Below are 24,672 nucleotides of genomic sequence, written 5' to 3'. Positions count from 1 at the left end.
CGCATGGACACCGCCGCCGACACCCCGACCACCGACCTGCGCCCCACCCTCGACCGCCTGCGCGCGGCCTGGCAGGCGCGCAAGCCCGATTTCGCCCAGCGCCGCGACGACCTGCGCCGGCTGCGCGCGGCGCTCAAGCCGCGGCTGGACGAGATGGCGCGCACCATCGCCGCCGACTTCGGCCACCGCGCGCTGGACGAGAGCCGGATCGCCGACGGCATGACCGTGCTCAACGACATCGACCACCTGCTGGCGCACCTGCGCGGCTGGATGCGCCCGCGGCGGGTGGCGGTGGGCTGGCGCTTCTGGCCGGGGCGGGCGTGGATCGAACCGCATCCGCTGGGCGTGGTCGGGGTGATCGCGCCGTGGAACTACCCGGTCAACCTCGCGCTGATCCCGCTGGCGACGGCGATCGCCGCCGGCAACCACGTGTTCCTCAAGCCCTCCGAGCACACCCCGCGCACCAGCGCGTTCCTGCGCGACCTGCTGGCGGAGGTGTTCCCCGCGGACCGGGTGGCGGTCGCCACCGGCGGGCCCGAGGTCGGCGCCGCGTTCGCCGGCCTGCCGTTCGACCACCTGGTGTTCACCGGCTCCACCGCGGTCGGGCGCAAGGTGATGGCCGCGGCCGCGCCCAACCTGACCCCGCTGACCCTGGAGCTGGGCGGCAAGTCGCCGGCGATCGTGTGCCCCGACTATCCGCTGGCGAAGGCGGCCGCGCGGATCGCCACCGGCAAGTGGTTCAACTGCGGCCAGACCTGCATCGCGCCCGACTACGTGCTGGTGCCGGCGGCGCAGCGCGATGCGTTCGTCGCGGCCTTGCGCGCGGAAGTGGTGGCGCGCTACGGCGCCCAGCTCGACAACCGCGAGGACTACACCCGGATCGTCAACGCCGGCCAGTACGCGCGCCTGCAGGGCTACCTCGACGATGCGCGCGCGCGCGGCGTCGCGGCCGTCACCCTCGCCGGCGGCGCCGACCCGGCGCAGCGCCTGCTGCCGCCGACCGTGCTGCTGGACCCGGGCGACGATGCGCGGGTGATGCAGGAGGAGATCTTCGGCCCGATCCTGCCGGTCAAGGGCTACCGCACGCTGGACGAGGCGATCGCCTACGTCAATGCCCACGACCGCCCGCTGGCGCTGTACCCCTTCAGCCGCGACGCCGCCAACGTGCGCCGCATCCTCGAGGCCACCCTGGCCGGCGGGGTGAGCATCAACGACACCCTGTTCCACTTCGCGATCGCCAACCTGCCGTTCGGCGGGGTCGGCCCCAGCGGCATGGGCGCCTACCACGCGCGCGCCGGCTTCGACGCCATGAGCAAGCCGCTGCCGGTGTTCCGCCAGGCCGCGCTGACCGCCGGCGACCTGCTCAAGCCCCCGTACGCGAAGGTGCGCTGGCTGCTGGACCGTATCATCCGCTGACGCCGCGCACCCGGACCTCGCATCGAACGCGCATGAAGATCGCCAGCTGGAACGTCAATTCGCTCAACGTGCGCCTGCCGCAGCTGCAACAGTGGCTGCAGGAGGCCGCGCCGGACGTGGTGGGCCTGCAGGAAACCAAGCTGGAGGACCACCGCTTCCCGGACGCGGCGCTGCTGGAGGCTGGCTACCGCAGCGTGTTCCACGGGCAGAAGACCTACAACGGGGTGGCGATCCTGGCGCGCGGGCACGCGCCCGAGGACGTGCAGGTGGGCATCCCGGGGTTCGAGGACGCGCAGGCGCGCGCGATCGCGGCGACGGTGGGCGGCGTGCGCATCGTCAACCTGTACGTGGTCAACGGGCAGGACGTGGGCACCGAGAAATACGCCTACAAGCTGCGCTGGCTGGAGGCGGTGCGCGCCTGGGTGGCGGACGAACTCGCGCGGCATCCGCGGCTGGTGGTGCTGGGCGACTTCAACATCGCGCCCGACGCGCGCGACGTGCACGACCCGGCGGTGTGGAACGACGCCCACATCCTCACCTCCGCGCCGGAACGCGAGGCGCTGCGCCGGCTGCTGGCGCTGGGCCTGCACGACGGCCTGCGCCTGCACCGCGAGGACGGCGGCATCTTCAGCTGGTGGGACTACCGGCAGGCCGCGTTCCGCCGCAACCTGGGCCTGCGCATCGACCTGACCCTGGTGTCGGACGCGCTGCGCGCGGCCACCGTCGAAGCCGGCATCGACCGCACCCCGCGCACCTGGGAACGCCCCAGCGACCACGCGCCGGCGTTCGTCGTCCTCGGCTGAGCCGCCGGCGGAGGCCGGACACACGAAGGCCCGGCGAGCCGGGCCTTCGGAGGACATCCCTGGCGCGCCGCGCCGTGGGGGAGGCCGGCGCCGGCGGCGGCGTCAGCGCACGCTGCCGCGGCGGAACAGGTTGACGATCGCCAGCAGGATGATCGCGCCGATCAGCGCGGTGACCAGGTAGCCGATCCAGCCGGCGAAGCTCAGGCCGACCATCGGCAGCACGAAACCGCCGATCACGCCGCCGATGATGCCGACCACGATGTTGAGGATGATCCCCTGCTGGGCGTCAGTGCGCATGACCAGGCTGGCCAGCCAGCCGGCGATGCCGCCGACGATGAGCATGATGATCAGGTTCATGGTGTGGCTCCTCGTATGGATGGGAACGGCGCCGGCACGCAGCCGGGCCGCGGGCGCAGTCTCGGCGCGCCGGCGTGACGGGCGCGTGGGCGCTTGCGGCGCAGGGTTCAGGCATGTTGAGCTGGCGTGATGGAGGCGCGCGACGGCCGCTGGGAGGAGGTGCACTGGCGCTGGCAGGCGCGCCCGCGCGATGCGCTCGCCGCGGCGCGCGCGTGGCTGTCCGCGCTGGCCGGCGCGCAGGCCGCGGCCGGCCTGCACCGCGACGTGCGCGGGCGGCCGCGGCTGGCGCCCGGCGCCGGCGACATCGGCTGGTCGCACACCGGCGACGGCCTGCTGCTGGCGTGGACGCCGCACGGGCAGATCGGGGTGGATGCCGAGCACGCCGACCGCCATGCCGATGCGCTGCGCATCGCGCGCCGCTATTTCCGCACGGAGGAATGCGCGCAGCTGGCCGCGCTGGCACCGGGGCCGCGGCGGGCGCATTTCCTGCGCCTGTGGTGCGCCAAGGAAGCGGTGCTCAAGGCGCACGGGCACGGGCTTGCGTTCGGGCTGCACCGGCTGGCGGTCGCCGCCGGCGGGGACGCCCCGCGGCTGCTGGCCTGCGATCCGGCGCTGGGCGATGCGGCCGGCTGGCGGCTGCACCTGCTGGCGCCGGATCCTGCGCACGTCGCGGTGATCGCGCGCCACGACGGCATACTGGCGCCATGAATCCCGACCTCTCCGACCTGCGCGCGCCGCTGCAGCAGGGCCTCGCCGCGCTCGCGCTGGAACCGGCGCTGGCCACGCCGCTGCTGGACTACCTCGCCCTGCTGGTGCGCTGGAACGCCGCCTACAACCTCACCGCAATCCGCGATCCGCGCGAGATGCTGGCCAAGCACCTGCTGGATTCGCTGGCGATGCAACCGTTCGCGCGCGCGCGGCCGGACCTGGCCGACCTCGGCAGCGGCCCCGGGCTGCCCGGCCTGCCGCTGGCGATCGCCACGCCGGGGCTTCGGGTGACCCTGGTGGAAAGCAACGGCAAGAAGGCGCGCTTCCTGCGCGAGGCGGTGCGCCAGCTCGGGCTGGGCAACGTGCAGGTGGCCGAGTCGCGGATCGAGGCGTTCCGCCCGCCCGCCCCGTTCGCGGCGATCACCGCGCGCGCGCTGGCCACGCTGCCGCAGATCCTGGCGCTGGGCGGGCACCTGCTGGCCCCCGGCGGGCGGCTGCTGGCGATGAAGGGCGCAGTGCCGGAGGAGGAGATCGCCGCGCTGCCGCCGCCGTGGCGGGTGCTGGCGGTGCATCCGCTCACGGTGCCGGGGCTGGAGGCCCGCCGCCACCTGGTGGAGGTCGGGCGCGACCCGGCTGGGGCATAATCGGCTGCCCGGCGCCCGCCGCGCCCGGCACCCCACGAGGATTCCACGCCGCATGGCCCGCATCATCGCCATCGCCAACCAGAAGGGCGGGGTCGGCAAGACCACGACCGCGGTCAACCTGGCCGCGGCGCTGGCGCGCACCCCGCAGCGGGTGCTGCTGGTGGATCTCGACCCGCAGGGCAACGCCACCATGGGCAGCGGGGTGGACAAGCGCGAGCTGGACGCCTCGGTGACCGAGGTCCTGCTCGGCGAGGCCGGCGCGGACGCGGCGCTGGTGCAGACCGCCGACGGCTACGCCCTGCTGCCCGGCAACATCGACCTCACCGCCGCCGAGATCCGGCTGATGGACGCACCGCAGCGCGAGGCGCGCCTGCGCGCGGCGCTGGAACCGCTGCGCGCCGGCTACGACTTCATCCTGATCGACTGCCCGCCGTCGCTGTCGCTGCTGACCCTGAACGCGCTGAGCGCGGCCGACGCGGTGCTGGTGCCGATGCAGTGCGAGTACTACGCGCTGGAGGGCCTGTCGGCGCTGCTGGACACCATCGAGGCGCTGAAGGCGCGGCTGAACCCGCACCTGGAGATCGAGGGCGTGCTGCGCACCATGTACGACGTGCGCAACAACCTCGCCAACGCGGTCTCGGCGGAGCTGACCGCGCACTTCGGCGAGCGCGTGTTCCGCACCATCATCCCGCGCAACGTGCGCCTGGCCGAGGCCCCCAGCCACGGCCAGAGCATCCTGGGTTACGACCGCGCCAGCCGCGGCGCGGTGGCCTACCTCGGCCTGGCCGGCGAGGTCCTGCGCCGCCAGCGCGAACGCACCACGCCACCGAAGGAGGCCGCGGCATGACGGCAGGCAAGGAGGCCGGCAAGGCCGCAGGCAAGAAGCGCGGGCTGGGACGCGGGCTGGAGGCGCTGCTGGGGCCGAAGGCCGCGGCCGAGGCGCCGGCCCTGCAGCAGGCGATGCCGGGCGACGAACTGCGCACCCTGCCGGTGGACGCGCTGGTGCCCGGCAAGTACCAGCCGCGGCGGCAGATGGACGAGGGCAAGCTGGAGGAGCTGGCCGCCTCGATCCGCGCCCAGGGCCTGATCCAGCCGATCGTCGTGCGCGAACTGCGCGACGCCCAGGGCCGCGGCGGCCGGGTGTACGAGATCATCGCCGGCGAGCGCCGCTGGCGTGCCAGCCGGCGCGCCGGGCTCGCCGACGTGCCGGTGGTCGTCCGCGAGGTGGACGACCGCACCGTGGTCGCGATGGCGCTGATCGAGAACATCCAGCGCGAGGACCTCAACCCGCTGGAGGAGGCGCAGGCGCTGCAGCGGCTGATCGACGAGTTCGACCTCACCCATGCCGCCGCCGCGGAGGCGGTCGGCCGCTCGCGCGCGGCGGTGTCCAACCTGCTGCGCCTGCTGGAACTGCCGGAGGCGGTGCGGGTGCTGGTGCAGACCGGCGCGATCGAGATGGGCCATGCGCGCGCGTTGCTGGCGCTGGCCGAGCCGATGGCGGTGGCGCTGGCGCGCCAGGCCGCCGAGGAGGGCTGGTCGGTGCGCCAGGTCGAGCACCGGGTGCAGCAGCTGGCCGCCGGCAAGGTCCCGACCGACCCGAAGAAGGCCGCGCCCAAGGCCAAGCCGCCGCAGGCCGACATCGCCGCGCTCGAGCGCGAGCTGTCGGACGCCCTCGGCAGCCGGGTCGAGGTGCGCAACGGCCGCGGCAACAAGGGCCGGCTGGTGATCCACTACGCCGACCTCGAGGCCCTCGACGGCGTGCTCGCGCGCCTGCGCCGGCCGGGCTGAGCGCGCCATGAGCCTGCCGCCCGCCGCCCCGCAGCTGTCGGTGGTCGTCCCCGTGCACAACGAGGAGGACAACGTCGCCCCGCTGATCGCCGAGATCCTCGCCGCGCTGCGCGGGCGCATCGCATTCGAAATCGTGTACGTGGACGACGCCTCGCGCGACGCCACCCTCGCACGCCTGCGCGCGCTGCAGGCCGCGACCCCGGAGCTGCGCGTGGTCCGCCACCTCAGCAACGCCGGGCAGAGCACCGCGGTGCGCAACGGGGTGAAGGCCGCGCGCGCGCCGTGGATCGCCACCCTCGACGGCGACGGCCAGAACGACCCGGCCGACATCCCGCGCCTGCTGGCCGAGCGCGCCGCCGCCGCGCCCGAGGTCAAGCTGTTCGCCGGCTGGCGCGTGAACCGCCGGGACAGCGGCAGCAAGCGCTGGGCCAGCAAGTTCGCCAACGCGCTGCGCGCGCGCCTGCTGCGCGACGCCACCCCGGACACCGGCTGCGGGATCAAGCTGTTCGAGCGCGCGGCCTTCCTCGACCTGCCCTACTTCGACCACATGCACCGCTACCTGCCGGCACTGATGCAGCGCGCCGGCTGGCGCACCGTGAGCGTGCCGGTCAACCACCGCCCGCGCAGCGCCGGCGCTTCCAAGTACACCAACCTCGGGCGCGCGCTGGTCGGCGTGCGCGACCTGCTCGGCGTGTCCTGGCTGATCGCGCGCAGCCGGCGCACCGCGGTGGAGGAGCTGGCGCCGTGATCCTCGCCCCTGCCGGCTTCATGGACACCCCGCTGCCGTGGCTGGAATGGACCGGCATCCACATGAGCCCGTGGAAGCTGATCGGCCTGGTCGGCGCGCTGATGTTCGGCGGGCGCTGGCTGGTGCAGTTCGTCGCCAGCCGCCGCCACCGCAAGCCGGTGATCCCGCGCCTGTTCTGGTACATGAGCATCGTCGGCAGCCTGATGACGCTCAGCTACTTCATCTTCGGCAAGAACGACGCGGTCGGCATCCTGCAGAACCTGTTCCCGGCGTTCACCGCCGGCTACAGCCTGTACCTGGACATCCGCCACCGCGGCTGGAAGCGCGACCGCGCCAGCCACTGAGGGGAGCGCCGATGCGGGTGCTGCTGGTGGAGGATTCGGCGGTACTCGGACAGGCCCTGCACGACCACCTGGAGCGCGCCGGGCACGCCTGCGACCTGGCCGCCGACGGCATGCAGGCGCTGGCGCACCTGCACGCGCACGCCTACGATGCGCTAGTGCTCGACCTGATGCTGCCGCGGCTGGACGGCTTCGCCCTGCTCGCCCGCCTGCGCGCGCGCGGCGACGCGGTGCCGGTGCTGGTGCTGTCGGCGCGCGACCAGGTGTCCGACCGCGTGCGCGCGCTGGACGCCGGCGCCGACGACTACCTGGTCAAGCCGTTCGCGCTGGACGAGCTGCTCGCGCGCCTGCGCGCGCTGGTGCGGCGGCCGCCGCAGGCGCAGCCGCCGCAGCTGCGGCTGGGCGCGCTGGAGCTGGACCCGCGCCTGCGCCTGGCCCGCCATGCCGGCCGCGACCTCGACCTTTCGCCCAAGGAATACGCGCTGCTGGAGGTGCTGCTGCGCGAGCGCGGCCAGGTGCTGTCGCGCGCGCAGCTGTTCGAGCGCCTGTACGACCACGCCAGCGAGGCCTCGGACAAGGTGATCGAGGTGATCCTGAGCACCCTGCGCGGCAAGCTGGCGCGCGCCGGCGCCGGCAACCCGATCCAGACCCGGCGCGGCTTCGGCTACACCATCCCATGAGCGCCGCCGCGCCGTCCGCCCGCGCCGGCTGGTCGCTGCGCCGGCGCCTGGCCTGGCAGCTGGCGCTGGTCGCCGGCGCGGTGCTGGCGCTGCTGTTCGTGCTGCTGGACACCCTGATCGACCGCGAGATCTATGCCCACCTCGACCAGGGCCTGGCGCTGCGCGCCGAGGTCATCACCCACGCCCTGCAGCGGCACGGCGCCGACCTGCCGCTGCCGGACTACCAGGAGGACGGCCACACCGAGTTCTTCACCGTGTACGCCGGCGACGGGCGGGTGCTGGCGACCTCGCCCAACAGCCGCGGCCTGCTGCTGCCGCCGCCGCGCGCCGGCACGCGGCTGCCGGCGTTCTACGACGCCGGCCTGCCGGACGGCCATCCCGGCCGCCTGCTGGCGCGCACGCTCGATCCGGTCGCCGGCACCCGGCTGGTGGTCGGCACCGAGCGCGCGCACTGGGACGCGGTGGAACGCCGCGTGCACGCCCTGCTGATGCTCGGCATCGGGCTGGCCCTGCTGGCGGTGGTGGTGCTCGCGGTCTGGCTGGTCGGGCGCAGCTTCGGCCTGCTCGAGGGCCTGCGCGCGGATCTGGCGGCGGTGGATGCCGACACCCCGGCGCCGCCGCCGGCCGATTTGCCGCGCGAACTGCAGCCGTTCGCACGCAGCCTGCACGCGGCGATGGAGCGCCTGCGCGAGGCGGCCCAGCGCGAGCGCCGCTTCGCGCGCGACCTCGCGCACGAGCTGCGCACCCCGGTCGCGGAAATCCAGGCCAGCGCCGAGGCCGCCCTGCCGCAGCTGCGCGAGGCGCCGGCGCGCAGCGCGCTGCAGGCGATGCTCGAGGCCGGCCGGCGCATGCAGCGCAGCATCGAATCGCTGCTGGTACTGGCGCGGGTCGAGTCCGGGCTGGAGCGCCCCGCCGCCGACCCGGTCGAACTGGCCGCGCTGCTGCGCGCCCTGCTGGCGGCGGCCGCGCCGCGCCTGGCCGCGCGCGGGCTGCGCGCGACCACGACCGTGCCGGACACCGCCTGGGCCCTGGGCGATGCCGGGATGCTCGAGCGGCTGGCCAGCAACCTGCTGGACAACGCGATCGACTACGCCCCGGCCGGCAGCCTCCTGCACCTGCACCTGTGGCGCACCCCCGCCGGCTGGCAGCTGGACATCGCCAATCCCGCCCCCGACCTCGGCGCGGACGACGTCGCCCACTTCGGCGAGCGCTTCTGGCGGCGCGAGGCCGAGGGCGGCACCGCGCTGCACGCCGGCCTCGGCCTCGCCCTGTGCCGGGCGCTGGCCGACGCGCTCGGGATCACGCTCGGGTTCGCGCTGGAGGACGGCCACCTGCACGCGCGCATCGGCCCGCTGCCGGCGCTGTGAGCGCCGCATGCGTGGCGCGCCTTTCGCGTTCGGGGTGAGCCCGTCGAACCACCGACGGGCTTGCCTGCCCGCGCGCATCCCGCGCCAGGCGCGGGACGGACGGCGGAGCGCGCGCACGCCCGGCGGTCCTTAAGCAAGCCCAAAGCCTGCCGCGGCAGGCTGGCCGTGGATCCCCTGCCGCGAGCCTCGCCATGCCGCGCCCGTTCGTCCGTCCCGTTTCCCACTGCCGCCGCGGAGGCCGGCCGTGAGCCCGCGCCTGCGTCGTGCCGCCGGGCTCGCCGTGGCGGCGGTGATCCTCGCCCTGCTCGGCTGGCGGCTGTGGCCGCGCGGCGAGGCGGCGAGCGAGCCGCTCGCCCCGCAGGCCGCGGCGGACGGCAGCGTGCAGCTGGCGCCGTCGCAGGTGCAGGCGCTCGGGATCGCGCTGGCCGACGTGCAGGCCGCGCGCGAGGTGCCGGTGCCGGGCCTGCCGGCACAGGTCGAGGCGCCGCTGGAGGCCAGCCAGCAGGTGGTGACGCCGTGGGCCGGCACGGTCAGCGCGGTGCTGGTGCACGAGGGCGTGGCGGTGCGCGCCGGGCAGCCGGTGCTACGCCTGCGCAGCGCGGAGGCGCTGCGCGCCGGCGCCGAACTGGCGCGCGCCGCGGCCGAGGCCGGGGTCGCCGCGCAGCAGGCCCGGCGCGATGCGCAGCTGTTGGCGGAAGGCATCATCCCGGCCGCGCGCAACGCGCAGAGCCAGGCCCAGGCGCGCAGCGCGCAGGCGGAGCTGGCGCGCGCGCAGGATGCGCTGGCCGGGGCACGGGTGCGGCTGGCCGCCGGCGGCGAGGTCGAACTGCTGGCGCCGCTCGCCGGGCGCGTGCTGCGGCGGATGGTGCGCCCCGGCGATCCGCTGCCGGCACAGGCCGCGGCGCTCCTGATCGCCGATCCGGCGCGGGTCGACGTGGCGGTCGCGGTGCCGGCCGCGCTGCGCGCACAGCTGGCGCCGGGGTTGGCGCTGCGCCTGGGCGACGGCCAGCGTGCGCAGGTGGTGGCGGTCGGCGCCGACCTCGACCCGGCCAGCCAGCAACTGCCGCTGCGCGCGCGCCTGGAGACCGCCGACGGGCTGCTGCCGGGCACCCGGCTGGAAGCGACCCTGCTGCTGCCGGCGCCGGCCGGTGCGCTGGCGCTGCCGGCCGCGGCGCTGCTGCCGGAAGGCGCCGGGCAAGTCGCGTTCGTGCGCCAAGGCGAGCGCTTCCGCGCGCTGCCGGTGGCGCAGGTGCTCGGCAGCGCCGACGGCCAGGCGGTGGTGCTGGCGCCGGGGCTGCGCCCGGGCATGCAGGTGGTGGTGCGCGGCACCGCGGCGCTGAAGGCGCTGCTGCCGCCGCCGCAGCCGGCCAGCACGCGCTGAGGGCGGCACCGTGCTCGCGCGCCTGACCGAATTCTCGCTGCGCCAGCGCCTGCTGGTCCTGCTCGCCGCGCTCGGGCTGGCGCTGGCCGGGGCGTGGGCGTTCGCACGCCTGCCGATCGACGCCTTCCCGGACATCTCGCCGGCGCAGGTCAAGCTGATCCTGAAGGCCCCGGGCATGACCCCGGAGGAAGTGGAGCAGCGGGTGATCGCGCCGCTGGAGATGGAGCTGCTCGGCACCCCGCGGGTGACCATGCTGCGCTCGACCGCCAAGTACGCGATCGCGGACCTCACCCTCGACTTCGAGGAAGGCACCGACGTGTACTGGGCGCGCCAGCAGGTGGCCGAGCGCTACGCCGCGGTCGCGCCGCAGCTGCCGGCGGGGGTGGACGGCGGGCTGGCGCCGATCTCGACCCCGCTGTCGGACGTGTACATGTTCACCATCGAGGGCGGCGGCCTGACCCTGGCCCAGCGCCGCACCCTGCTCGACTGGACCCTGCGCCCGGCGCTGCGCACCCTGCCCGGGGTGGCGGACGTCAACGTGCTCGGCGGGCAGGCACGCAGCTTCGTGGTGGTGCCGGACCCAGCCAAGCTGGCGCAGGCCGGGCTGAGCCACGCCGACCTCGCGCAGGCGATCGAACGCAACAACCGCAACGACGGCGCCGGGCGGGTGGACGCCGGCGAGGAGACCCTGATCGTGCGCGTGGAGGGCGCGCTGCGCGACGCCGCCGACATCGCCGCGCTGCCGGTGCGCGACGGCCCGCCGCTGGTGCGGGTCGGCGACGTGGCGCAGGTGCGGGTGGACGCCCTGACCCGCTACGGCGCGGTCACCCGCGACGGCAAGGGCGAGGCGGTGGAAGGCATCGTGGTCGCGCTGCGCGGGGCGGACGCCTCGGCGCTGGTGGCGGCGGTGCGCCAGCGCCTGGACGAGCTCGCCCCGAGCCTGCCGCCGGGGGTGCGGATCGTGCCGTTCTACGACCGCAGCAGCCTGATCCAGCGCGCGGTCGGCACCGTCGAGCACGCCCTGCTGGAGGCCACCGTGCTGGTGGTGGTGCTGCTGCTGCTGTTCCTCGGCGAGCTGCGCGCGGCGCTGGTGGTGGCGCTGATGCTGCCGTTCGCGGCGCTGGCCACCTTCCTGCTGATGCGGCTGACCGGGATGAGCGCCAACCTGATGAGCCTGGGCGGGCTGGCGATCGCGATCGGCATGCTGGTGGACGCCGCGGTGGTGGTGGTGGAGAACGCGGTCAGCCGGCTCGACCCGCATGCGCCGGGCGCGCACCTGCCGCGCCTGCACCGGGTATACGCCGCCACCCGCGAGGTGGCGGTGCCGGTCGCCGCCGGCATCCTCATCATCTGCCTCACCTTCATGCCGCTGCTGACCCTGCAGGGGCTGGAGGGCAAGCTGTTCGCGCCGGTCGCGCTGACCATCGTGTTCGCGCTGGGCGCCTCGCTACTGCTGTCGCTGACCCTGGTGCCGGTGCTGGCCTCGCTGCTGCTGAAGGAACGCGCGCACGGCGAGCCGTGGCTGATGCGGCGGGTGCACGCGCTGTACCAGCCGCTGCTGGACGGCGCGCTGCGGCGCCCGCGGCTGGCGCTGGCCGCCGCCGGCGGCGCCCTGGTGCTGGGCGTGCTGGCCTGGCTGGGCACCGGCAAGACCTTCATGCCGACCATGGACGAAGGCGACCTCCTGCTGCAGCTGCAGAAGCCACCGTCGATCAGCCTGCCGGCCTCGCTGGCGACCGACGACGCGGTGGCGCGCGCGATCCTGGCGCGGGTGCCGGAGGTGCGCCACGTCATCGCGCGCGCCGGCTCGGACGAACTCGGGCTGGACCCGATGGGCCTGAACGAGACCGACATGTTCATGCAGCTGGCCCCGCGCGATCAGTGGCAGGTGCCGGACAAGCAGGCGCTGGCCGAGCGCATCCGCAAGGTGATGGCGGATTTCCCGGGCCTGGACTACGGCTTCACCCAGCCGATCGAGATGCGGGTGTCGGAGATGCTGACCGGCAGCCGCGGCGACGTGGCGATCAAGGTGTTCGGGCCGGACCTTCAGACCCTGGGCGAGCTGTCCGCGCGCATCGCCGCCACCCTGGAGGGCATCCGCGGCGCGCAGGACGTGCTGACCCAGGCCGCCGACCACGTGCAGTACCTGCAGGTGCGGGTGGACCCGCAGGCCGCCGGCCGCGCCGGGCTGAGCGTGACCGCGGTGCAGGACGAGCTGCGCGCGCAGCTGGAGGGCATGCGCGCCGGCAGCGTGATCGAGCCGGACAAGCGCACCCCGATCCTGGTGCGCGGCGATGCCGGCCTGCGCGCCTCGGCCGCGCGCTTCGGCCAAGGCCTGCTGGCGCGCGGCGACGGCAGCGGCGACATCCCGCTGGCGGCGCTGGCCACGGTCGCGTCGGCCACCGGCCCGGTGGCGGTGCGGCGCGAGGGCGGCTCGCGCTTCGCCCTGATCCAGGCCAACGTCAGCGGGCGCGACCTGGTCGGCTTCGTCGCCGAGGCGCGCGCCGCGGTAGCGCGCCAAGTGCCGCTGCCGCCCGGCTACCGGCTGGTGTGGGGCGGCCAGTTCGAGAACCAGCAGCGCGCCGCCGCGCGCCTCGGGCTGGTGGTGCCGGTCGCGCTCGGGCTGATCTTCGTGGTGCTGTTCATGACCTTCGGCTCGGCGCGCCAGGCGCTCTTGATCCTCGGCAACATCCCGTTCGCGCTGGTCGGCGGCATCCTCGCGCTGTGGCTGGCCGGGCAATACCTGTCGGTGCCGGCCTCGGTCGGCTTCATCGCCCTGCTCGGCATCGCCGTGCTCAACGGGCTGGTGCTGGTGGCGCACTTCAACCAGCTGCACGCGCAGGGCCTGCCGCTCGCGCGGGTGGTGCGCGAGGGCGCGCTGCGCCGGCTGCGCCCGGTGCTGATGACCGCCAGCATCACCGCGTTCGGGCTGGTGCCGCTGCTGTTGGCCAGCGGCCCCGGCTCCGAGATCCAGCGCCCATTGGCCATCGTGGTGATCGGCGGGCTGGTGAGCTCCACCGCCCTGACCCTGCTGCTGCTGCCGCTGCTGTACCGCCGCTTCGGACAGCCACCGGCGGCCCCTGCCGGAGCGTCCGCATGAGTGCCCTGGTACGCCTGACCCTGGTCTTTCCGCCGCGGCTGGAGGATGCCGTGACCGATGCCCTCACCGCCCACCCCGGCCTGCCCGGCTACACCCTGGTGCGCGCCGAGGGGCATGCCCACGACTTCGCGCGCGCCTCCACCGCCGAGCGCGTGCGCGGGCGCGTGCAGCGGCGGGTGCTGTGGATGCTGATCGCGCCCGAGCAGGTGGAAACCGCGCTGGACGCGTTGCGCGCGCAGGTGGCGGCCACCGACGTGCGCTGGTGGACCGAGCCGGTGCTGGCCGCGGGGCGGCTGGCATGAGCCGGCATCGCATCCTCCTGCTGGCGCTGGCGCTCGCGCTGCCCGCGGCCCGGGCCACCGAGCCCGATTTCCTGCCGCCGGAGGATCTGGCCCTGCGCGCGCTGCTGGCGCAGCCGGAGGTGCGTGCCGCCGACGCCGCCGCGCAGGCGGCCGCGGCCGATGCGCGCGCGCTGGCGGCCGGCAGCAACGAGTGGGAGGCCGTCCTCATCCCGCAGCGGCGCAGCGTGGATCCGAACCTGCGCTACCGCGAGTTCGAGGGCCAGCTCAGCCGCCGCATCCGCCTGCCGGGCAAGGCCGCGCTCGACCGCGAGATCGGCGCGACCGCGCTGACCGCGGCCCGGCTCGGGATCGACGACGCCACCCACCAGGCCGCGCGCCGGCTCGGCCAGGACTGGATGGGCTGGCTGCGCGCACGCGCGCTGGCGCAGGCGGCGCAGGGACAGCTGGAACTGCTGCAGCAGGCGCGCGCGGCGCTGGCGCGGCGGGTGCAGCTGGGTGACGCCGCCCGCCGCGAACTGGAGCAGATGGACGCCGAACTGGCGCAGGCGCAGGCCGAAGCGGTGCGCGCCGCCGGCGAGGCGGAGGCCGCGCGCAAGGCGCTGGCCGCCACCTATCCCGGCCTGCCACTGCCGGAGGCGCTGCCGGCGCTGCCGGATCCGGCGCCGCTGCCGGGCGGTCCCGGTTACTGGCGCGACCTGATCATCGCGCGCAGCCACGAGATCGGCATCGCCCGCCAGCAGGCCCTGCACCAGCAGGCGCTGGCCGCGCGCGCGCGCGCCGACCGCCTGCCCGACCCGAGCCTCGGCCTGCGCGTGCTCGACGACCGCGGCGGCGCCGAGCGCGCGGTCGGGCTGGTGGTGTCGATGCCGCTCGGCGGGCGCTACCGCCGCGACGTCGCCGCACGCGAGGCCGCACGCGCCGACATGGCCGAGGCCGAAGCCGACGGGGTGCGCCGGATGATCGCGCGCGAGGCGCAGGCGACCGCCGACCTCGCCGAGACCCGGCATGCCGAATGGCGGGCGATGCAGGGCGCCGCCGCCGCACAGGACGCGGCCGCCGCGCGCACTCGCCGCGCCTGGGAGCTGGGCGAGGCGCCGCTGGCGGAATGGCTGCTGGCGCAGCGCAGCGCGCGCCAGGCCCGCGCGGCCGAAGTACGCAGCCGGCTGGACGCGCTGGAAGCGGCGCTGCGGGTGCGCATCGACAGCCACGAGCTGTGGCACGACAACGCCGACGAGGCCGATGGCCACCCGCGCGAGTGAACCCCGCCGCCCCTCGCGCGGATGCTAGGCTGCCGGCGGTCGGATGCGGAGGCCGGGAATGCGTCGAGGGCTGTGGATCCTGCTGCTGGGCGGGCTGCTGCTGGGCGGCTGCGCGCCCGCCTTCGCCCAGGACACAGAGCGCACCCAGGCCGCGGACGCCGCGCTGCGTGCGCTCTACCAGGCCGAATGGGCGTGGCGCCAGCAGCAGGCCCCGGCCTGGGGCGAGGACGCCGACCCCGCCGCCGCCCCGGCCGACCGCCTGCCCGACGTCGGCGCGCCCGCGCAGGCGGCGCGCCTGGCCTATCTCGAGGACGTGCTGCGCCGGCTGGAGGCGATCGACGTGGCCGCGCTCTCGCCCGGCGAGCGCCTGAACTACGCGGTGTACCGGCCGCAGATCGCGCACATGGCGGCGGCGCTGCGCCTGCGCGAGTACGAGATGCCGTTCAATTCCGACAGCGCGTTCTGGTCGGACCTGGACTTCATGGCGCGCGCCGAGCTGCGCGACGCCGCCGCCTACCGCGCCTACGCCGCGCGCCTGCGCGACGTGCCGCGCTACTTCGACCAGCAGATCGCCAACATGCGCGCCGGGCTGGCGCGCGGGTTCTCGGTGCCGCGCGCGGTGCTCGCCGGGCGCGACGGCGCGATCGCCGCGGTGGCGGCGCTCGAGGACCCGGAGGCGGCCGCGCTGTACGCGCCCTACGCGAAGCTGCCGGCGTCGATCCCGACCGCCGAGCAGGCCGCGCTGCGCGCGGAGGGCCGCGCCGCGATCACTGAGGCGGTGATCCCCGCCTACCGCCGGCTGCTGGCGTTCTTCCGCGACGAGTACCTGCCGCGCGCGCGCACCACCCTGGCCGCCGAGGCCCTGCCCGACGGCAAGGCCTACTACCGCGAGCAGATCCGCCGCTACACCACGCTCGACCTGGCGCCGGAAGAGATCCACGCGATCGGCCTGCGCGAGGTCGCCGACCTGCGCGCGCAGATGGAGGCGATCATCGACCGCCTCGGCTTCCGCGGCCGCTCGCCGCAGACCCGGTTCGCGGATTTCCTCGCCTTCCTGCGCAGCGACCCGCAGTTCTACGCGCAGACGCCGCAAGAGCTGCTGGATCGCGCGGCCTGGATCAGCAAGCGGGTGGACGGCCAGCTCGGCCGCCTGATCGGCACCCTGCCGCGCGGGCGCTTCACCATCGAGCCGGTCCCGGCGGCGATCGCGCCGTACTGGACCGCCGGCCGCGGCAGCGCCGACGTGTACTGGGTGAACACCTACGACCTGCCCAGCCGCCCGCTATACAACCTGCCGGCGCTGACCCTGCACGAGTCCGCGCCCGGGCATTCGCTGCAGCAGATGCTGGTGCGCGAGCAGGGCGCGCTGCCGGGCTTCCGCAAGGAGTACATCAGCGCCTACGGCGAGGGCTGGGCGCTGTACAGCGAGTGGCTGGGCGAGGAAATGGGCCTCTACCAGACGCCCTACGAGGAGTTCGGCCGCCTCACCTACGCGATGTGGCGCGCCTGCCGGCTAGTGATCGACACCGGCATCCACCACTATGGCTGGAGCCGCGCGCGCGCGGTCGCCTACCTGCGCGACAACACCGCCCTGTCCGAGCACGAGGTCGCCACCGAGGTGGACCGCTACATCAGCTGGCCGGGGCAGGCGCTGAGCTACAAGCTGGGCGAGATCGCGATCCGCGACCTGCGCCGCGAGGCGGAGGCCGCGCTGGGCCCGCGCTTCGACGTGCGCGCCTTCCACGACGTGGTGCTGGGCCAGGGCGCGCTGCCGCTGCCGGTGCTGCAGGCGCAGGTGCGGGCCTGGATCGCCGCGCAGCAGGCCGCCGCGGCGCGGTGACCGCCCGCCGCCGGCAAGTGCTTGCGCGGCAAGGAAAAAGCGGGCATCATGCGCGGCTCGCTGCCTATGGCAGCACCTCCCGGCCGCGTGCCGGGGCCGCCGTCCCCCGGGCCATGGGGGACCCCAACGCCATCTCCGAGGTGCCCGATGTCCAAAGTCTGCCAAGTCACCGGCAAGCGCACGACGACCGGCAACAACGTCTCGCACTCCAACCGCAAGACGCGTCGTCGCTTCCAGCCCAACCTCCACGAGCGCCGCTTCTGGGTCGCCTCCGAGAACCGTTGGGTCAAGCTCCGCGTTTCCACCGCCGCGCTGCGCACCATCGACAAGAACGGCATCGACGCCGTGCTCGCCGACCTGCGCAAGCAGGGCCTGAAGGTCTAAGGGAGGATCGAACCATGGCGTCCAAGCGCGACAAGATCCGCCTGATCTCCTCGGCCGGCACCGGCCACTTCTACACCACCGACAAGAACAAGAAGAACACTCCGAACAAGATGGAAATCAAGAAGTTCGACCCGGTGGTGCGCAAGCACGTGATCTACAAGGAAGGCAAGATCAAGTAAGCCTTCCCGGCCCGCTCCGGCCCCATGCGAGGCCCGCCCCCCGGCGGGCCTCGCGCGTTTCATGCGTCCGACGAAGCCGCGTCGAACCCCACGCATACCCCCGATGCGGTTCCGCGCGCGGCGCGGACGTGCTGCAATCGCCGCATGGACTGGCCGCACCTGCACCCCGCCGCCGCGTGGATCTTCGCCCTCGACTGGGCAATCCGGATCGGGGCGCTGCTGTGGATCCCGGTGCGCAGCGCGCCCGCGGCGGCACGCAGCTGGTTGCTGCTGATCGGCTTCGTGCCGCTGCTGGGGCTGCCGCTGTACCTCGCGTTCGGGCAGCCGTGGGTCTCGCGCCTGCGCCGCGAGCGCCAGGCCAACGCCTCGCGGGTGATCGCCGAGCGCCAGCAGCCGCTCGGGCACCTGCGCTGGACCCCGCACCCGGACAGCATCGCCGACGACGTCGCGCGCCTGGTCGAGCACACCGGCGCGTTCATGCCGATGACCGGCAACGCGGTGCACCTCGACGACGACTACGCGCGCAGCCTGCGGGGGCTGCTGCAGGACATCGCCGGCGCACGCGAGCACGTACACCTGCTGTACTACCTGATGTACGACGACGCCGTCGGGCGCGCGGTCACGGACGCCCTGGTCGCGGCCGCGGCGCGCGGGGTGCATTGCCGGCTGCTGCTGGATGCGGTGGGCGCCAAGCGCGGGCTGCGCGCGTTCGCGCCCGCGCTGCGCGCGGCCGGGGTCGAGGTGCACGCGATGCTGGCCGGCGGGCTGGCCTGGCGGCGCAGCGCGCGCATGGACCTGCGCAACCACCGCAAGCTGGCGGTGATCGACGGCCGCATCGGCTGGACCGGCTCGCAGAACCTCGCCGAACCGGAGTTCATCCCGGGCGTGCCCAACCGCGAGGTGGTCGCGCGCGTGCAGGGGCCGGTGGTGGCGCAGCTGGCGGCGCTGTTCGCCAGCGACTGGTACCTCGAGACCGGGCAGGTGCTGGCGCTGCCGGCGCACCCGCCGGCGCCGGCCGGGGCCAGCCCGGCGCAGCTGCTGCCGAGCGGGCCGACCTACCCGTTCGCCAACGCCCGCAACGCGGTGGTCTCGCTGATCCACCGCGCGCGCCGCGAACTGGTGCTGGCCACGCCGTATTTCGTGCCCGACGACGCGACCCAGGACGCGCTGGAGATCGCCGCGCTGTCCGGCATCGACGTGCGCCTGATCCTGTCCGAGCGCAACAACCAGCGCCTGACCGCGTGGGCGCAGGACTCCTACCTCGACGGCCTGCTCGCGGCCGGGGTCAAGGTCGCGCTGCACCGGCCGCATTTCCTGCACGCCAAGTTCCTGCGCGTGGACGATGAGATCGCGCTGGTCGGCTCGATCAACCTCGACATCCGCTCGTTCGCGCTCAACGCCGAGCTCGGGCTGCTGTGCTACGACCCGGCGGTGGTGGCGCAGCTGCGCCGGATCGAGGCCGACTGCCTGGCGCACGCGCGCCTGCTGCAGCCGCAGGCGTGGCAGCGGCGCCCGCGCTGGCGGCGCAGCCTGGCCGGGCTGGCGCGGCTGGCCGATTCCTTCCTGTGAGCGCGCCCGTCAGGGCGCGATGCGCCCGCGCAGCAGCGCCTCCACCACCGACGGGTCGGCCAGGGTGCTGGTGTCGCCCAGCTGCCCGGGGGCGTTCTCGGCGATCTTGCGCAGGATGCGGCGCATGATCTTGCCGCTGCGGGTCTTGGGCAGGGCCGGGGCGAACTGGATCACGTCGGGGGTGGCGATCGGGCCGATCACCCGGCGCACCTGCGCCACCAATTCGGCGCGCAGGGCATCGCTCTCGTGCGCCCCGGCGATGAGGGTGATGAAGGCGTAGATCCCCTGGCCCTTGAGGTCGTGCGGGAAGCCGACGACCGCGGCCTCCGCCACCTGCGGATGCGCCACCAGCGCGCTCTCCACCTCGGCGGTGCCGATGCGGTGGCCGGAGACGTTGATCACGTCGTCCACCCGCCCGGTGATCCAGTAGTCGCCGTCGGCGTCGCGGCGGCAGCCGTCGCCGGTGAAATAGGTGCCCGGATAGGTCTTGAAGTAGGTGTCGATGAAGCGCTGGTGGTCGCCGTACACCGTGCGCATCTGTCCCGGCCAGGACCCGAGCAGGACCAGGTTGCCCTCGCCGGCCCCCTCCAGCAGGGTACCGCCGGCATCCACCAGCGCGGCGCGGATGCCGGGCAGCGGCTGGGTGGCCGAACCGGGCTTGAGCGGGCTGGCGCCGGGCACGGGCGAAATGAGGATGCCGCCGGTCTCGGTCTGCCACCAGGTGTCCACGATCGGGCAGCGGCCCTCGCCCACTACCTCGAAATACCAGCGCCAGGCCTCGGGGTTGATCGGCTCGCCCACGCTGCCGAGCAGCCGCAGCGAAGCGCGCGAGGTGCGCTTGACCGGCGCCTCACCCTCGCGCATCAGCGCGCGGATCGCGGTCGGCGCGGTGTAGAACACGCTGACGCGGTGGCGGTCCACCACCTGCCAGAAGCGCGAGGCATCCGGATGGTTGGGCACGCCCTCGAACAGCACCTGGGTGCAGGCGTTGGCCAGCGGCCCGTACACGATGTAGCTGTGGCCGGTGACCCAGCCGACGTCGGCGGTGCACCAGTACACGTCGTCCGGCTTGAGGTCGAACACCAGCGCGTGGGTGTGGCTGGCCCAGGCGAGGTAGCCGCCGGTGGTGTGCAGCACGCCCTTCGGCTTGCCGGTGCTGCCGGAGGTGTAGAGGATGAACAGCGGATCCTCGGCATTCATGCGCGCCGGCTCGCAGGCGTCGGGCTGGCCGTCCACCACCGCATCGAACCAGCGGTCGCGCGGCATCTGCATGGCCACCGCGGCGCCGGTATGGCGCACCACCAGCACGGTCTCCACGGAATGCGTGCCGGGCAGCTTCAGGGCGGCGTCCACGTTCGCCTTCAGCGGGATCCGCTTGCCGCCGCGCAGGCCTTCGTCGGCGGTGATGATGAGCTTGCTGCCGCAGTCGGCGATGCGGTCGGCGATCGACTGCGGGGCGAAGCCGCCGAACACCACCATGTGCACCGCGCCGATCCGCGCGCAGGCCAGCATCGCCACCACCGCTTCCGGGATCATCGGCAGGTAGATCGTGACCCGGTCGCCCTTGGCCACGCCGAGGTTGCGCAGCGCGTTCGCCAGCCGGCACACGCGCGCATGCAGCTCGCGGTAGGTGAGCGTACGCACCGGCGCCGCGGGATCGTCCGGCTCGCAGATCAGCGCAGGCTTGTCGCCGTGCTGGTCCAGATGCCGGTCCAGGCAGTTCACGCTGGCGTTCAGCTCGCCATCGGCGTACCAACGGATGCGGAAATCCGCGGGGTCGAAGCTGACGTCGGAGATCGCGGTGGGGAAGCGGTACCAGTCCAGCCGCCGCGCCACTTCGGCCCAGAACGCGTCCGGGTCCTGCGCGGCCCGGCGGCGGGCCTCGGCGAGCGCGGCGGCGTCGCAGTTGGCGCGCGCGGCGAACGCGGCGGGAGTGGGCACGGTCATGGCGGCAGGATCGGACATGGCGGCGGCAGGCACGGGAACACTCGCGCCAGCTTAACCCCGGCAGCACGCAAACTTCCCGCACACGCCGCCGCGCCCGCGCGGGCGCAGGCTTTGCCCTTTCCTTGCCGCGAGTCCCCCATGCGCCGTTCCCCTTTGCACCGCCACCCGCTCGTCCTCGCCCTCGCCGCCGCGCTGCCGCTGGCCCTGCTGGCCGGCTGCCAGCGCGCCGCCGCACCCGCGCCGGCGACCCCGGCGGCCGCGCCGGCCCCCGCCGCGCCCACGATCGGCATCGACCTGGCCGCGCTGGACAAGGCCGTGCGGCCCGGCGACGACTTCTATGCCTACGCCAACGGCGGCTGGGAGAAGACCGCGCAGATCCCGGCCGACCGCGCCAGCACCGGCGTGTTCTACACCGTGTTCGAGAAGGCCGAGCAGCGCCAGGCCGAAATCGTGCAGGGCCTGGCCAAGGCCCATCCGGCGCCGGGCACGGACGCGCGCAAGCTGGCCGACTACTACGCCGCCTACATGGACGAGGCCACGATCGAGCGCCGCGGGCTCGCGCCGCTGCAGCCGACCCTGGACGCGATCGCGCGGATCGGCGACCGCCGCGCGCTGTCGGCCTACCTCGGCAGCACCCTGCGCGCCGACGTGGATCCGATCAATGCCACCAATTTCTATACCCCGCACCTGTTCGGCCTGTTCGTGGCGCAGGGCCTGGCCGATCCGGCGCACAACTACCCCTACCTGCTGCAGGGCGGGCTGGGCATGCCCGACCGCGAGTACTACCTGTCGCCGGATCCGGCGATGGCCAAGAACCGGCAGGCCTACCAGGCCTACATCGTCGCCCTGCTCCGGCAGGCCGGCACCCCCGATGCCGAGGCCAAGGCGCGCGCGATCTTCGACCTCGAGCGGCAGATCGCCCAGGCCCAGGCCAGCGTGGTCGAGACCCAGGACATCCACAAGGCCAACAACCCGTGGCCGACCGCCGAGCTCGGCCAGCGCGCGCCGGGCCTCGACTGGCCTGCCTTCCTCGCCGCCGCCGGGCTCGAGAACCGTCCGGTGCTGATCGCCTGGCAGCCGGAGGCGATCCGCAAGCTGTCGGCGCTGGTCGCACGGGTGCCGCTGCCGGTCTGGCAGGACTACCTGCGCTTCCAGGCCCTGAACGAGAACGCCGCCCTGCTGCCCAAGGCCTACGCCGACCTGCGCTTCGGCTTCTACGGCACCCAGCTGCAGGGCATCAAGGCGCAGCGCCCGCGCTGGAAGCGCGCGCTGGCCGCCACCAACGACGCCCTCGGCGACGCCCTCGGCCGGCTCTACGTGGAGCGCTATTTCCCGCCGGCGAGCAAGGCGCGGGTGGAGGCGATGGTGGCCAACATCCTCGCCGCCTTCCGCGACGGCATCGACCAGCTCGACTGGATGAGCCCGCAGACCAAGGCCGAGGCCAAGCGCAAGGCGGCGGCGATGCGGGTGATGGTCGGCTATCCCGACCACTGGCGCGACTACTCAGGCCTGGAGGTGAAGGCGGACGACGCGCTCGGCAACGCCCAGCGCGCGGCCGCGGCCGAGTACCGCCACCAGCTGGCCAAGCTCGACCAGGCGCCCGACCGCGGCGAGTGGTGGATGACCCCGCAGACGGTCAACGCGGTCAACCTGCCGCTGCAGAACGCGATGAACTTCCCGGCCGCGATCCTGCAGCCGCCGTTCTTCGATCCCAAGGCCGACGATGCCGCCAACTACGGCTCCATCGGCGCGGTGATCGGGCACGAGATCAGCCACGGCTTCGACAACCTCGGCGCCGAATTCGACGCCGACGGCCGCCTGCACAACTGGTGGACGGCGCAGGACGCGGCCCACTTCAAGGCCGCGACCGACAGGCTGGTGCAGCAGTACGACGCCTACCAGCCGCTGCCGGGGCTGCACATCAACGGCCGCCAGACCCTGGGCGAGAACATCGCCGACGTGTCCGGGCTGCAGGCCGCGCTGCGCGCCTACCGCAGCGCGCTCGGCGGCAAGCCGGCGCCGGTGCTGGACGGCTTCAGCGGCGAGCAGCGCTTCTTCATCGCGTTCGCGCAGAGCTGGCGCGAGAAGATGCGCGAGGCCGCGCTGCGCGCGCAGGTGGTGGGCAACGAGCACGCCCCCGGGCCGTGGCGCGCGCTGACCGTGCGCAATCTGGATGCCTGGTACGCCGCGTTCGACGTGCAGCCCGGGCAGGCGCTGTACCTGGCGCCGGCGGAGCGGGTGCGGATCTGGTGAGGGCCGCCGGCCGCCGCGCTCAGCGCGGCGGCGCGGCCAGCTCGCGGGCGTCGAGGAACCCGTCGCGGTTGGCGTCCTGGCGGCGGAAGCGCTCCGCGAGCTGGGCGCGGTGCGCCTGCCGGGTCAGCGGGCGACCGCGGCCGCCGGGCAGTTCGTCGGCACGCAGCACGCCGTCGTGGTCGCGGTCCATCTGCGCGAAGCCGTAGCCCATCCAGGCCTGGTATTCGTCCAGCGAGACCCGGCCGTCGCCATCGGCGTCCATCCGCGCCAGGTAGTCGGCCGGGCGCTGCACCTGCGCCGCGGCCACGGCGGCGGCCAGCCACAGGCCGGCCGCCGCGAGCGCGGCCTCAGGCCGCCAGCGCATAGCCGCGCAGGCGCGCCGCGTACTCCTGCAGGGCGCGCACGCCGCTGGCCTCGGCCGCCTCGCACCAGGCCTGCAGCCGGCGCAGGCGCTCGGCAGCATCGTGGCCGCGCTGCTCGAGCAGCTCGGCCAGCTGGCGCCGCCGCTCCAGCAGGCAGCGGATGCGCGGGCGCGCCTCGACCCAGGCGTGCAGCTGGGCGCGGGCGTCCGCGCTGAGCCAGCGGCCGTCATCGGCCAGGCCCTTGCGCAGCTGGCGCGGCAGCAGGGCGCGCAGGCGCGCGCCGGCGGCCGCAGCCTCGTCCTTCAGCGCCGGCCGCAGCACCTGGCGGTGGTAGTCGGTCAGCGCCTGCACCCGGTGCGCCAGCAGCGCGCGCAGGGTCTCCGCATCCGGCACCCGGATGTTCGGGCGCAGGTTCAGGCTGGGCGCCACCCGCAGCACCCGCGCCAGGCGCAGCGCGGACAGCAGCCGGATCGCGGCCCAGCCGATGTCGAACTCCCAGCGCCGCAGCGCGAACTTGGCCGAGGACGGGAAGGCGTGGTGGTTGTTGTGCAGCTCCTCGCCGCCGATCCACACGCCCCACGGCACCAGGTTGGTCGCGGTGTCGGCGGTGTCGAAGTTGCGGTAGCCCCACCAGTGGCCGAGGCCGTTGACCACCCCGGCCGCCCAGAACGGAATCCACAGCATCTGGATCGCCCACACCGCGACGCCGGCGAAACCGAACAGCACGAAGTTCAGCAGCAGCAGCACGGTCGGGCCGAGCGAGGCGTACGGCGCGTACAGGTGGCGCTCGATCCAGTCGTCCGGGCAGCCCTTGCCGTACTGCTCGATGCTGGCGCGGTCGCGGCGCGCCTCGCGGTAGAGCTCCACGCCGTGCCAGAACACCTTGCCGATGCCCTTGTGCATCGGGCTGTGCGGATCTTCCTCGGTCTCGCACTTGGCGTGGTGCTTGCGGTGGATGGCGACCCATTCGCGGGTGATCATCGAGGTGGTCAGCCAGCTCCAGAAGCGGAAGAAGTGCGCCAGCAGCGGGTGGAAATCCACCCCGCGGTGGGCCTGGCTGCGGTGCAGGTACAGGGTCACCGTGAAGATGGTGATCTGGGTCATCACCAGCAGGTACAGGGCCAGCGGCCACAGGCCGGCCTGGAGCAGGCCGCCGGCCAGGAATTCGGGCAGGGAGGGGAACATCGGGGGGGACTCGCGGAACGTCGGCGCGGATGCGCCCGCGCATGATGCCATGCCGCGCG

General features: G+C 74.4%; 23 protein-coding genes. 19 read left to right on the top strand and 4 right to left on the bottom strand.

The window, feature by feature from the left end; all coding sequences use genetic code 11:
* Positions 1-3 precede the first annotated feature (3 nt).
* Both ML340_RS03155 and xth read left to right on the top strand, forming a co-directional pair.
* Complete coding sequence (locus ML340_RS03155) at positions 4-1,416, top strand: coniferyl aldehyde dehydrogenase (protein ID WP_240096571.1); 1,413 nt, start codon at positions 4-6, stop codon at positions 1,414-1,416.
* Between the two features lie 32 nt (positions 1,417-1,448).
* Complete coding sequence (xth, locus tag ML340_RS03150) at positions 1,449-2,219, top strand: exodeoxyribonuclease III (protein WP_240096569.1); 771 nt, start codon at positions 1,449-1,451, stop codon at positions 2,217-2,219.
* Between the two features lie 102 nt (positions 2,220-2,321).
* Here xth and ML340_RS03145 read toward each other — a convergent pair whose 3' ends face one another.
* On the bottom strand, positions 2,322-2,576 hold the full coding sequence (locus ML340_RS03145; protein WP_240096567.1) for a GlsB/YeaQ/YmgE family stress response membrane protein: 255 nt from the start codon (positions 2,574-2,576) through the stop codon (positions 2,322-2,324).
* A 129-nt stretch (positions 2,577-2,705) separates the two neighbouring features.
* Here ML340_RS03145 and ML340_RS03140 point away from each other — a divergent pair, with 129 nt between their 5' ends.
* From ML340_RS03140 to cls, 16 genes are all read left to right on the top strand, one after another.
* Complete coding sequence (locus tag ML340_RS03140) at positions 2,706-3,284, top strand: 4'-phosphopantetheinyl transferase family protein (protein ID WP_240096565.1); 579 nt, start codon at positions 2,706-2,708, stop codon at positions 3,282-3,284.
* Positions 3,281-3,928, top strand: a complete 648-nt coding sequence (gene rsmG / locus ML340_RS03135) for a 16S rRNA (guanine(527)-N(7))-methyltransferase RsmG (RefSeq protein ID WP_240096563.1) — start codon at positions 3,281-3,283, stop codon at positions 3,926-3,928. Before ML340_RS03140 ends, rsmG begins: the two co-directional genes overlap by 4 nt.
* 52 nt (positions 3,929-3,980) lie before the next feature.
* On the top strand, positions 3,981-4,775 hold the full coding sequence (locus tag ML340_RS03130; protein WP_240096561.1) for a ParA family protein: 795 nt from the start codon (positions 3,981-3,983) through the stop codon (positions 4,773-4,775).
* The gene (locus ML340_RS03125; protein WP_240096559.1) at positions 4,772-5,716 is read left to right on the top strand and encodes a ParB/RepB/Spo0J family partition protein; all 945 of its coding nucleotides are present in this window, start codon (positions 4,772-4,774) and stop codon (positions 5,714-5,716) included. The genes ML340_RS03130 and ML340_RS03125 overlap by 4 nt, the downstream gene beginning before the upstream one ends.
* Before the next feature lie 7 nt (positions 5,717-5,723).
* A complete protein-coding gene (locus ML340_RS03120) occupies positions 5,724-6,464 on the top strand; it encodes a glycosyltransferase (protein WP_240096557.1) in 741 nt (246 codons plus the stop codon).
* Positions 6,465-6,484: 20 nt separating this feature from the next.
* Complete coding sequence (locus ML340_RS03115; protein WP_240096713.1) at positions 6,485-6,808, top strand: lipid-A-disaccharide synthase N-terminal domain-containing protein; 324 nt, start codon at positions 6,485-6,487, stop codon at positions 6,806-6,808.
* An 11-nt stretch (positions 6,809-6,819) separates the two neighbouring features.
* Positions 6,820-7,485 carry a response regulator transcription factor gene (locus ML340_RS03110; protein ID WP_240096556.1) on the top strand — a complete coding sequence of 222 codons (666 nt, stop codon included), beginning with the start codon at positions 6,820-6,822 and terminating at the stop codon, positions 7,483-7,485.
* On the top strand, positions 7,482-8,852 hold the full coding sequence (locus tag ML340_RS03105; RefSeq protein ID WP_240096554.1) for a sensor histidine kinase: 1,371 nt from the start codon (positions 7,482-7,484) through the stop codon (positions 8,850-8,852). Before ML340_RS03110 ends, ML340_RS03105 begins: the two co-directional genes overlap by 4 nt.
* 244 nt (positions 8,853-9,096) lie before the next feature.
* Complete coding sequence (locus tag ML340_RS03100) at positions 9,097-10,233, top strand: efflux RND transporter periplasmic adaptor subunit (RefSeq protein WP_240096552.1); 1,137 nt, start codon at positions 9,097-9,099, stop codon at positions 10,231-10,233.
* 10 nt (positions 10,234-10,243) lie between these two features.
* Positions 10,244-13,333 (top strand): efflux RND transporter permease subunit, encoded by a 3,090-nt coding sequence (locus ML340_RS03095; protein WP_240096550.1) that lies wholly within the window; start codon positions 10,244-10,246, stop codon positions 13,331-13,333.
* Positions 13,330-13,635 carry a DUF3240 family protein gene (locus tag ML340_RS03090; RefSeq protein ID WP_240096549.1) on the top strand — a complete coding sequence of 102 codons (306 nt, stop codon included), beginning with the start codon at positions 13,330-13,332 and terminating at the stop codon, positions 13,633-13,635. The genes ML340_RS03095 and ML340_RS03090 overlap by 4 nt, the downstream gene beginning before the upstream one ends.
* Entirely contained in the window at positions 13,632-14,894 is a 1,263-nt protein-coding gene (locus ML340_RS03085) for a TolC family protein (protein ID WP_240096547.1), read from the top strand. Before ML340_RS03090 ends, ML340_RS03085 begins: the two co-directional genes overlap by 4 nt.
* A gap of 43 nt (positions 14,895-14,937) precedes the next feature.
* Positions 14,938-16,734 (top strand): DUF885 domain-containing protein, encoded by a 1,797-nt coding sequence (locus tag ML340_RS03080; protein ID WP_425608262.1) that lies wholly within the window; start codon positions 14,938-14,940, stop codon positions 16,732-16,734.
* A gap of 147 nt (positions 16,735-16,881) precedes the next feature.
* Positions 16,882-17,118: a 50S ribosomal protein L28 gene (gene rpmB / locus ML340_RS03075; RefSeq protein WP_072755037.1), complete on the top strand. Its 237-nt coding sequence runs from the start codon at positions 16,882-16,884 to the stop codon at positions 17,116-17,118.
* A gap of 14 nt (positions 17,119-17,132) precedes the next feature.
* The gene (gene rpmG, locus ML340_RS03070; protein ID WP_123770103.1) at positions 17,133-17,297 is read left to right on the top strand and encodes a 50S ribosomal protein L33; all 165 of its coding nucleotides are present in this window, start codon (positions 17,133-17,135) and stop codon (positions 17,295-17,297) included.
* A 144-nt stretch (positions 17,298-17,441) separates the two neighbouring features.
* Positions 17,442-18,866: a cardiolipin synthase gene (cls, locus tag ML340_RS03065; protein WP_240096543.1), complete on the top strand. Its 1,425-nt coding sequence runs from the start codon at positions 17,442-17,444 to the stop codon at positions 18,864-18,866.
* A 9-nt stretch (positions 18,867-18,875) separates the two neighbouring features.
* On the opposite strand, the gene acs is transcribed toward cls, so the two are convergent.
* Positions 18,876-20,831, bottom strand: coding sequence for an acetate--CoA ligase (acs, locus tag ML340_RS03060; RefSeq protein ID WP_425608261.1), 1,956 nt, complete (start codon positions 20,829-20,831; stop codon positions 18,876-18,878).
* A gap of 120 nt (positions 20,832-20,951) precedes the next feature.
* Here acs and ML340_RS03055 point away from each other — a divergent pair, with 120 nt between their 5' ends.
* The gene (locus tag ML340_RS03055) at positions 20,952-23,066 is read left to right on the top strand and encodes a M13 family metallopeptidase (RefSeq protein ID WP_240096541.1); all 2,115 of its coding nucleotides are present in this window, start codon (positions 20,952-20,954) and stop codon (positions 23,064-23,066) included.
* Positions 23,067-23,085: 19 nt separating this feature from the next.
* On the opposite strand, the gene ML340_RS03050 is transcribed toward ML340_RS03055, so the two are convergent.
* Together ML340_RS03050 and ML340_RS03045 are read right to left on the bottom strand one after the other, a co-directional pair.
* Positions 23,086-23,430 (bottom strand): EF-hand domain-containing protein, encoded by a 345-nt coding sequence (locus ML340_RS03050; RefSeq protein WP_240096539.1) that lies wholly within the window; start codon positions 23,428-23,430, stop codon positions 23,086-23,088.
* The gene (locus ML340_RS03045; protein ID WP_240096537.1) at positions 23,414-24,613 is read right to left on the bottom strand and encodes a DesA family fatty acid desaturase; all 1,200 of its coding nucleotides are present in this window, start codon (positions 24,611-24,613) and stop codon (positions 23,414-23,416) included. The genes ML340_RS03050 and ML340_RS03045 overlap by 17 nt, the downstream gene beginning before the upstream one ends.
* Positions 24,614-24,672: the final 59 nt, after the last annotated feature.

The organism is Thermomonas flagellata (assembly GCF_022419185.1).
GTDB lineage: Bacteria > Pseudomonadota > Gammaproteobacteria > Xanthomonadales > Xanthomonadaceae > Thermomonas > Thermomonas flagellata.
This window is presented reverse-complemented; position numbering and strand designations above follow the sequence as displayed.

Bases quoted from the DNA above. Each gene is read 5' to 3' on its own strand.
- ML340_RS03155 (WP_240096571.1), top strand. From the start codon at position 4: ATGGACACCGCCGCCGACACCCCGACCACCGACCTGCGCCCCACCCTC.
- xth (WP_240096569.1), top strand. From the start codon at position 1,449: ATGAAGATCGCCAGCTGGAACGTCAATTCGCTCAACGTGCGCCTGCCG.
- ML340_RS03145 (WP_240096567.1), bottom strand. From the start codon at position 2,576: ATGAACCTGATCATCATGCTCATCGTCGGCGGCATCGCCGGCTGGCTG.
- ML340_RS03140 (WP_240096565.1), top strand. From the start codon at position 2,706: ATGGAGGCGCGCGACGGCCGCTGGGAGGAGGTGCACTGGCGCTGGCAG.
- rsmG (WP_240096563.1), top strand. From the start codon at position 3,281: ATGAATCCCGACCTCTCCGACCTGCGCGCGCCGCTGCAGCAGGGCCTC.
- ML340_RS03130 (WP_240096561.1), top strand. From the start codon at position 3,981: ATGGCCCGCATCATCGCCATCGCCAACCAGAAGGGCGGGGTCGGCAAG.
- ML340_RS03125 (WP_240096559.1), top strand. From the start codon at position 4,772: ATGACGGCAGGCAAGGAGGCCGGCAAGGCCGCAGGCAAGAAGCGCGGG.
- ML340_RS03120 (WP_240096557.1), top strand. From the start codon at position 5,724: ATGAGCCTGCCGCCCGCCGCCCCGCAGCTGTCGGTGGTCGTCCCCGTG.
- ML340_RS03115 (WP_240096713.1), top strand. From the start codon at position 6,485: ATGGACACCCCGCTGCCGTGGCTGGAATGGACCGGCATCCACATGAGC.
- ML340_RS03110 (WP_240096556.1), top strand. From the start codon at position 6,820: ATGCGGGTGCTGCTGGTGGAGGATTCGGCGGTACTCGGACAGGCCCTG.
- ML340_RS03105 (WP_240096554.1), top strand. From the start codon at position 7,482: ATGAGCGCCGCCGCGCCGTCCGCCCGCGCCGGCTGGTCGCTGCGCCGG.
- ML340_RS03090 (WP_240096549.1), top strand. From the start codon at position 13,330: ATGAGTGCCCTGGTACGCCTGACCCTGGTCTTTCCGCCGCGGCTGGAG.
- ML340_RS03085 (WP_240096547.1), top strand. From the start codon at position 13,632: ATGAGCCGGCATCGCATCCTCCTGCTGGCGCTGGCGCTCGCGCTGCCC.
- ML340_RS03080 (WP_425608262.1), top strand. From the start codon at position 14,938: ATGCGGAGGCCGGGAATGCGTCGAGGGCTGTGGATCCTGCTGCTGGGC.
- rpmB (WP_072755037.1), top strand. From the start codon at position 16,882: ATGTCCAAAGTCTGCCAAGTCACCGGCAAGCGCACGACGACCGGCAAC.
- rpmG (WP_123770103.1), top strand. From the start codon at position 17,133: ATGGCGTCCAAGCGCGACAAGATCCGCCTGATCTCCTCGGCCGGCACC.
- cls (WP_240096543.1), top strand. From the start codon at position 17,442: ATGGACTGGCCGCACCTGCACCCCGCCGCCGCGTGGATCTTCGCCCTC.
- acs (WP_425608261.1), bottom strand. From the start codon at position 20,831: ATGTCCGATCCTGCCGCCATGACCGTGCCCACTCCCGCCGCGTTCGCC.
- ML340_RS03055 (WP_240096541.1), top strand. From the start codon at position 20,952: ATGCGCCGTTCCCCTTTGCACCGCCACCCGCTCGTCCTCGCCCTCGCC.
- ML340_RS03050 (WP_240096539.1), bottom strand. From the start codon at position 23,430: ATGCGCTGGCGGCCTGAGGCCGCGCTCGCGGCGGCCGGCCTGTGGCTG.
- ML340_RS03045 (WP_240096537.1), bottom strand. From the start codon at position 24,613: ATGTTCCCCTCCCTGCCCGAATTCCTGGCCGGCGGCCTGCTCCAGGCC.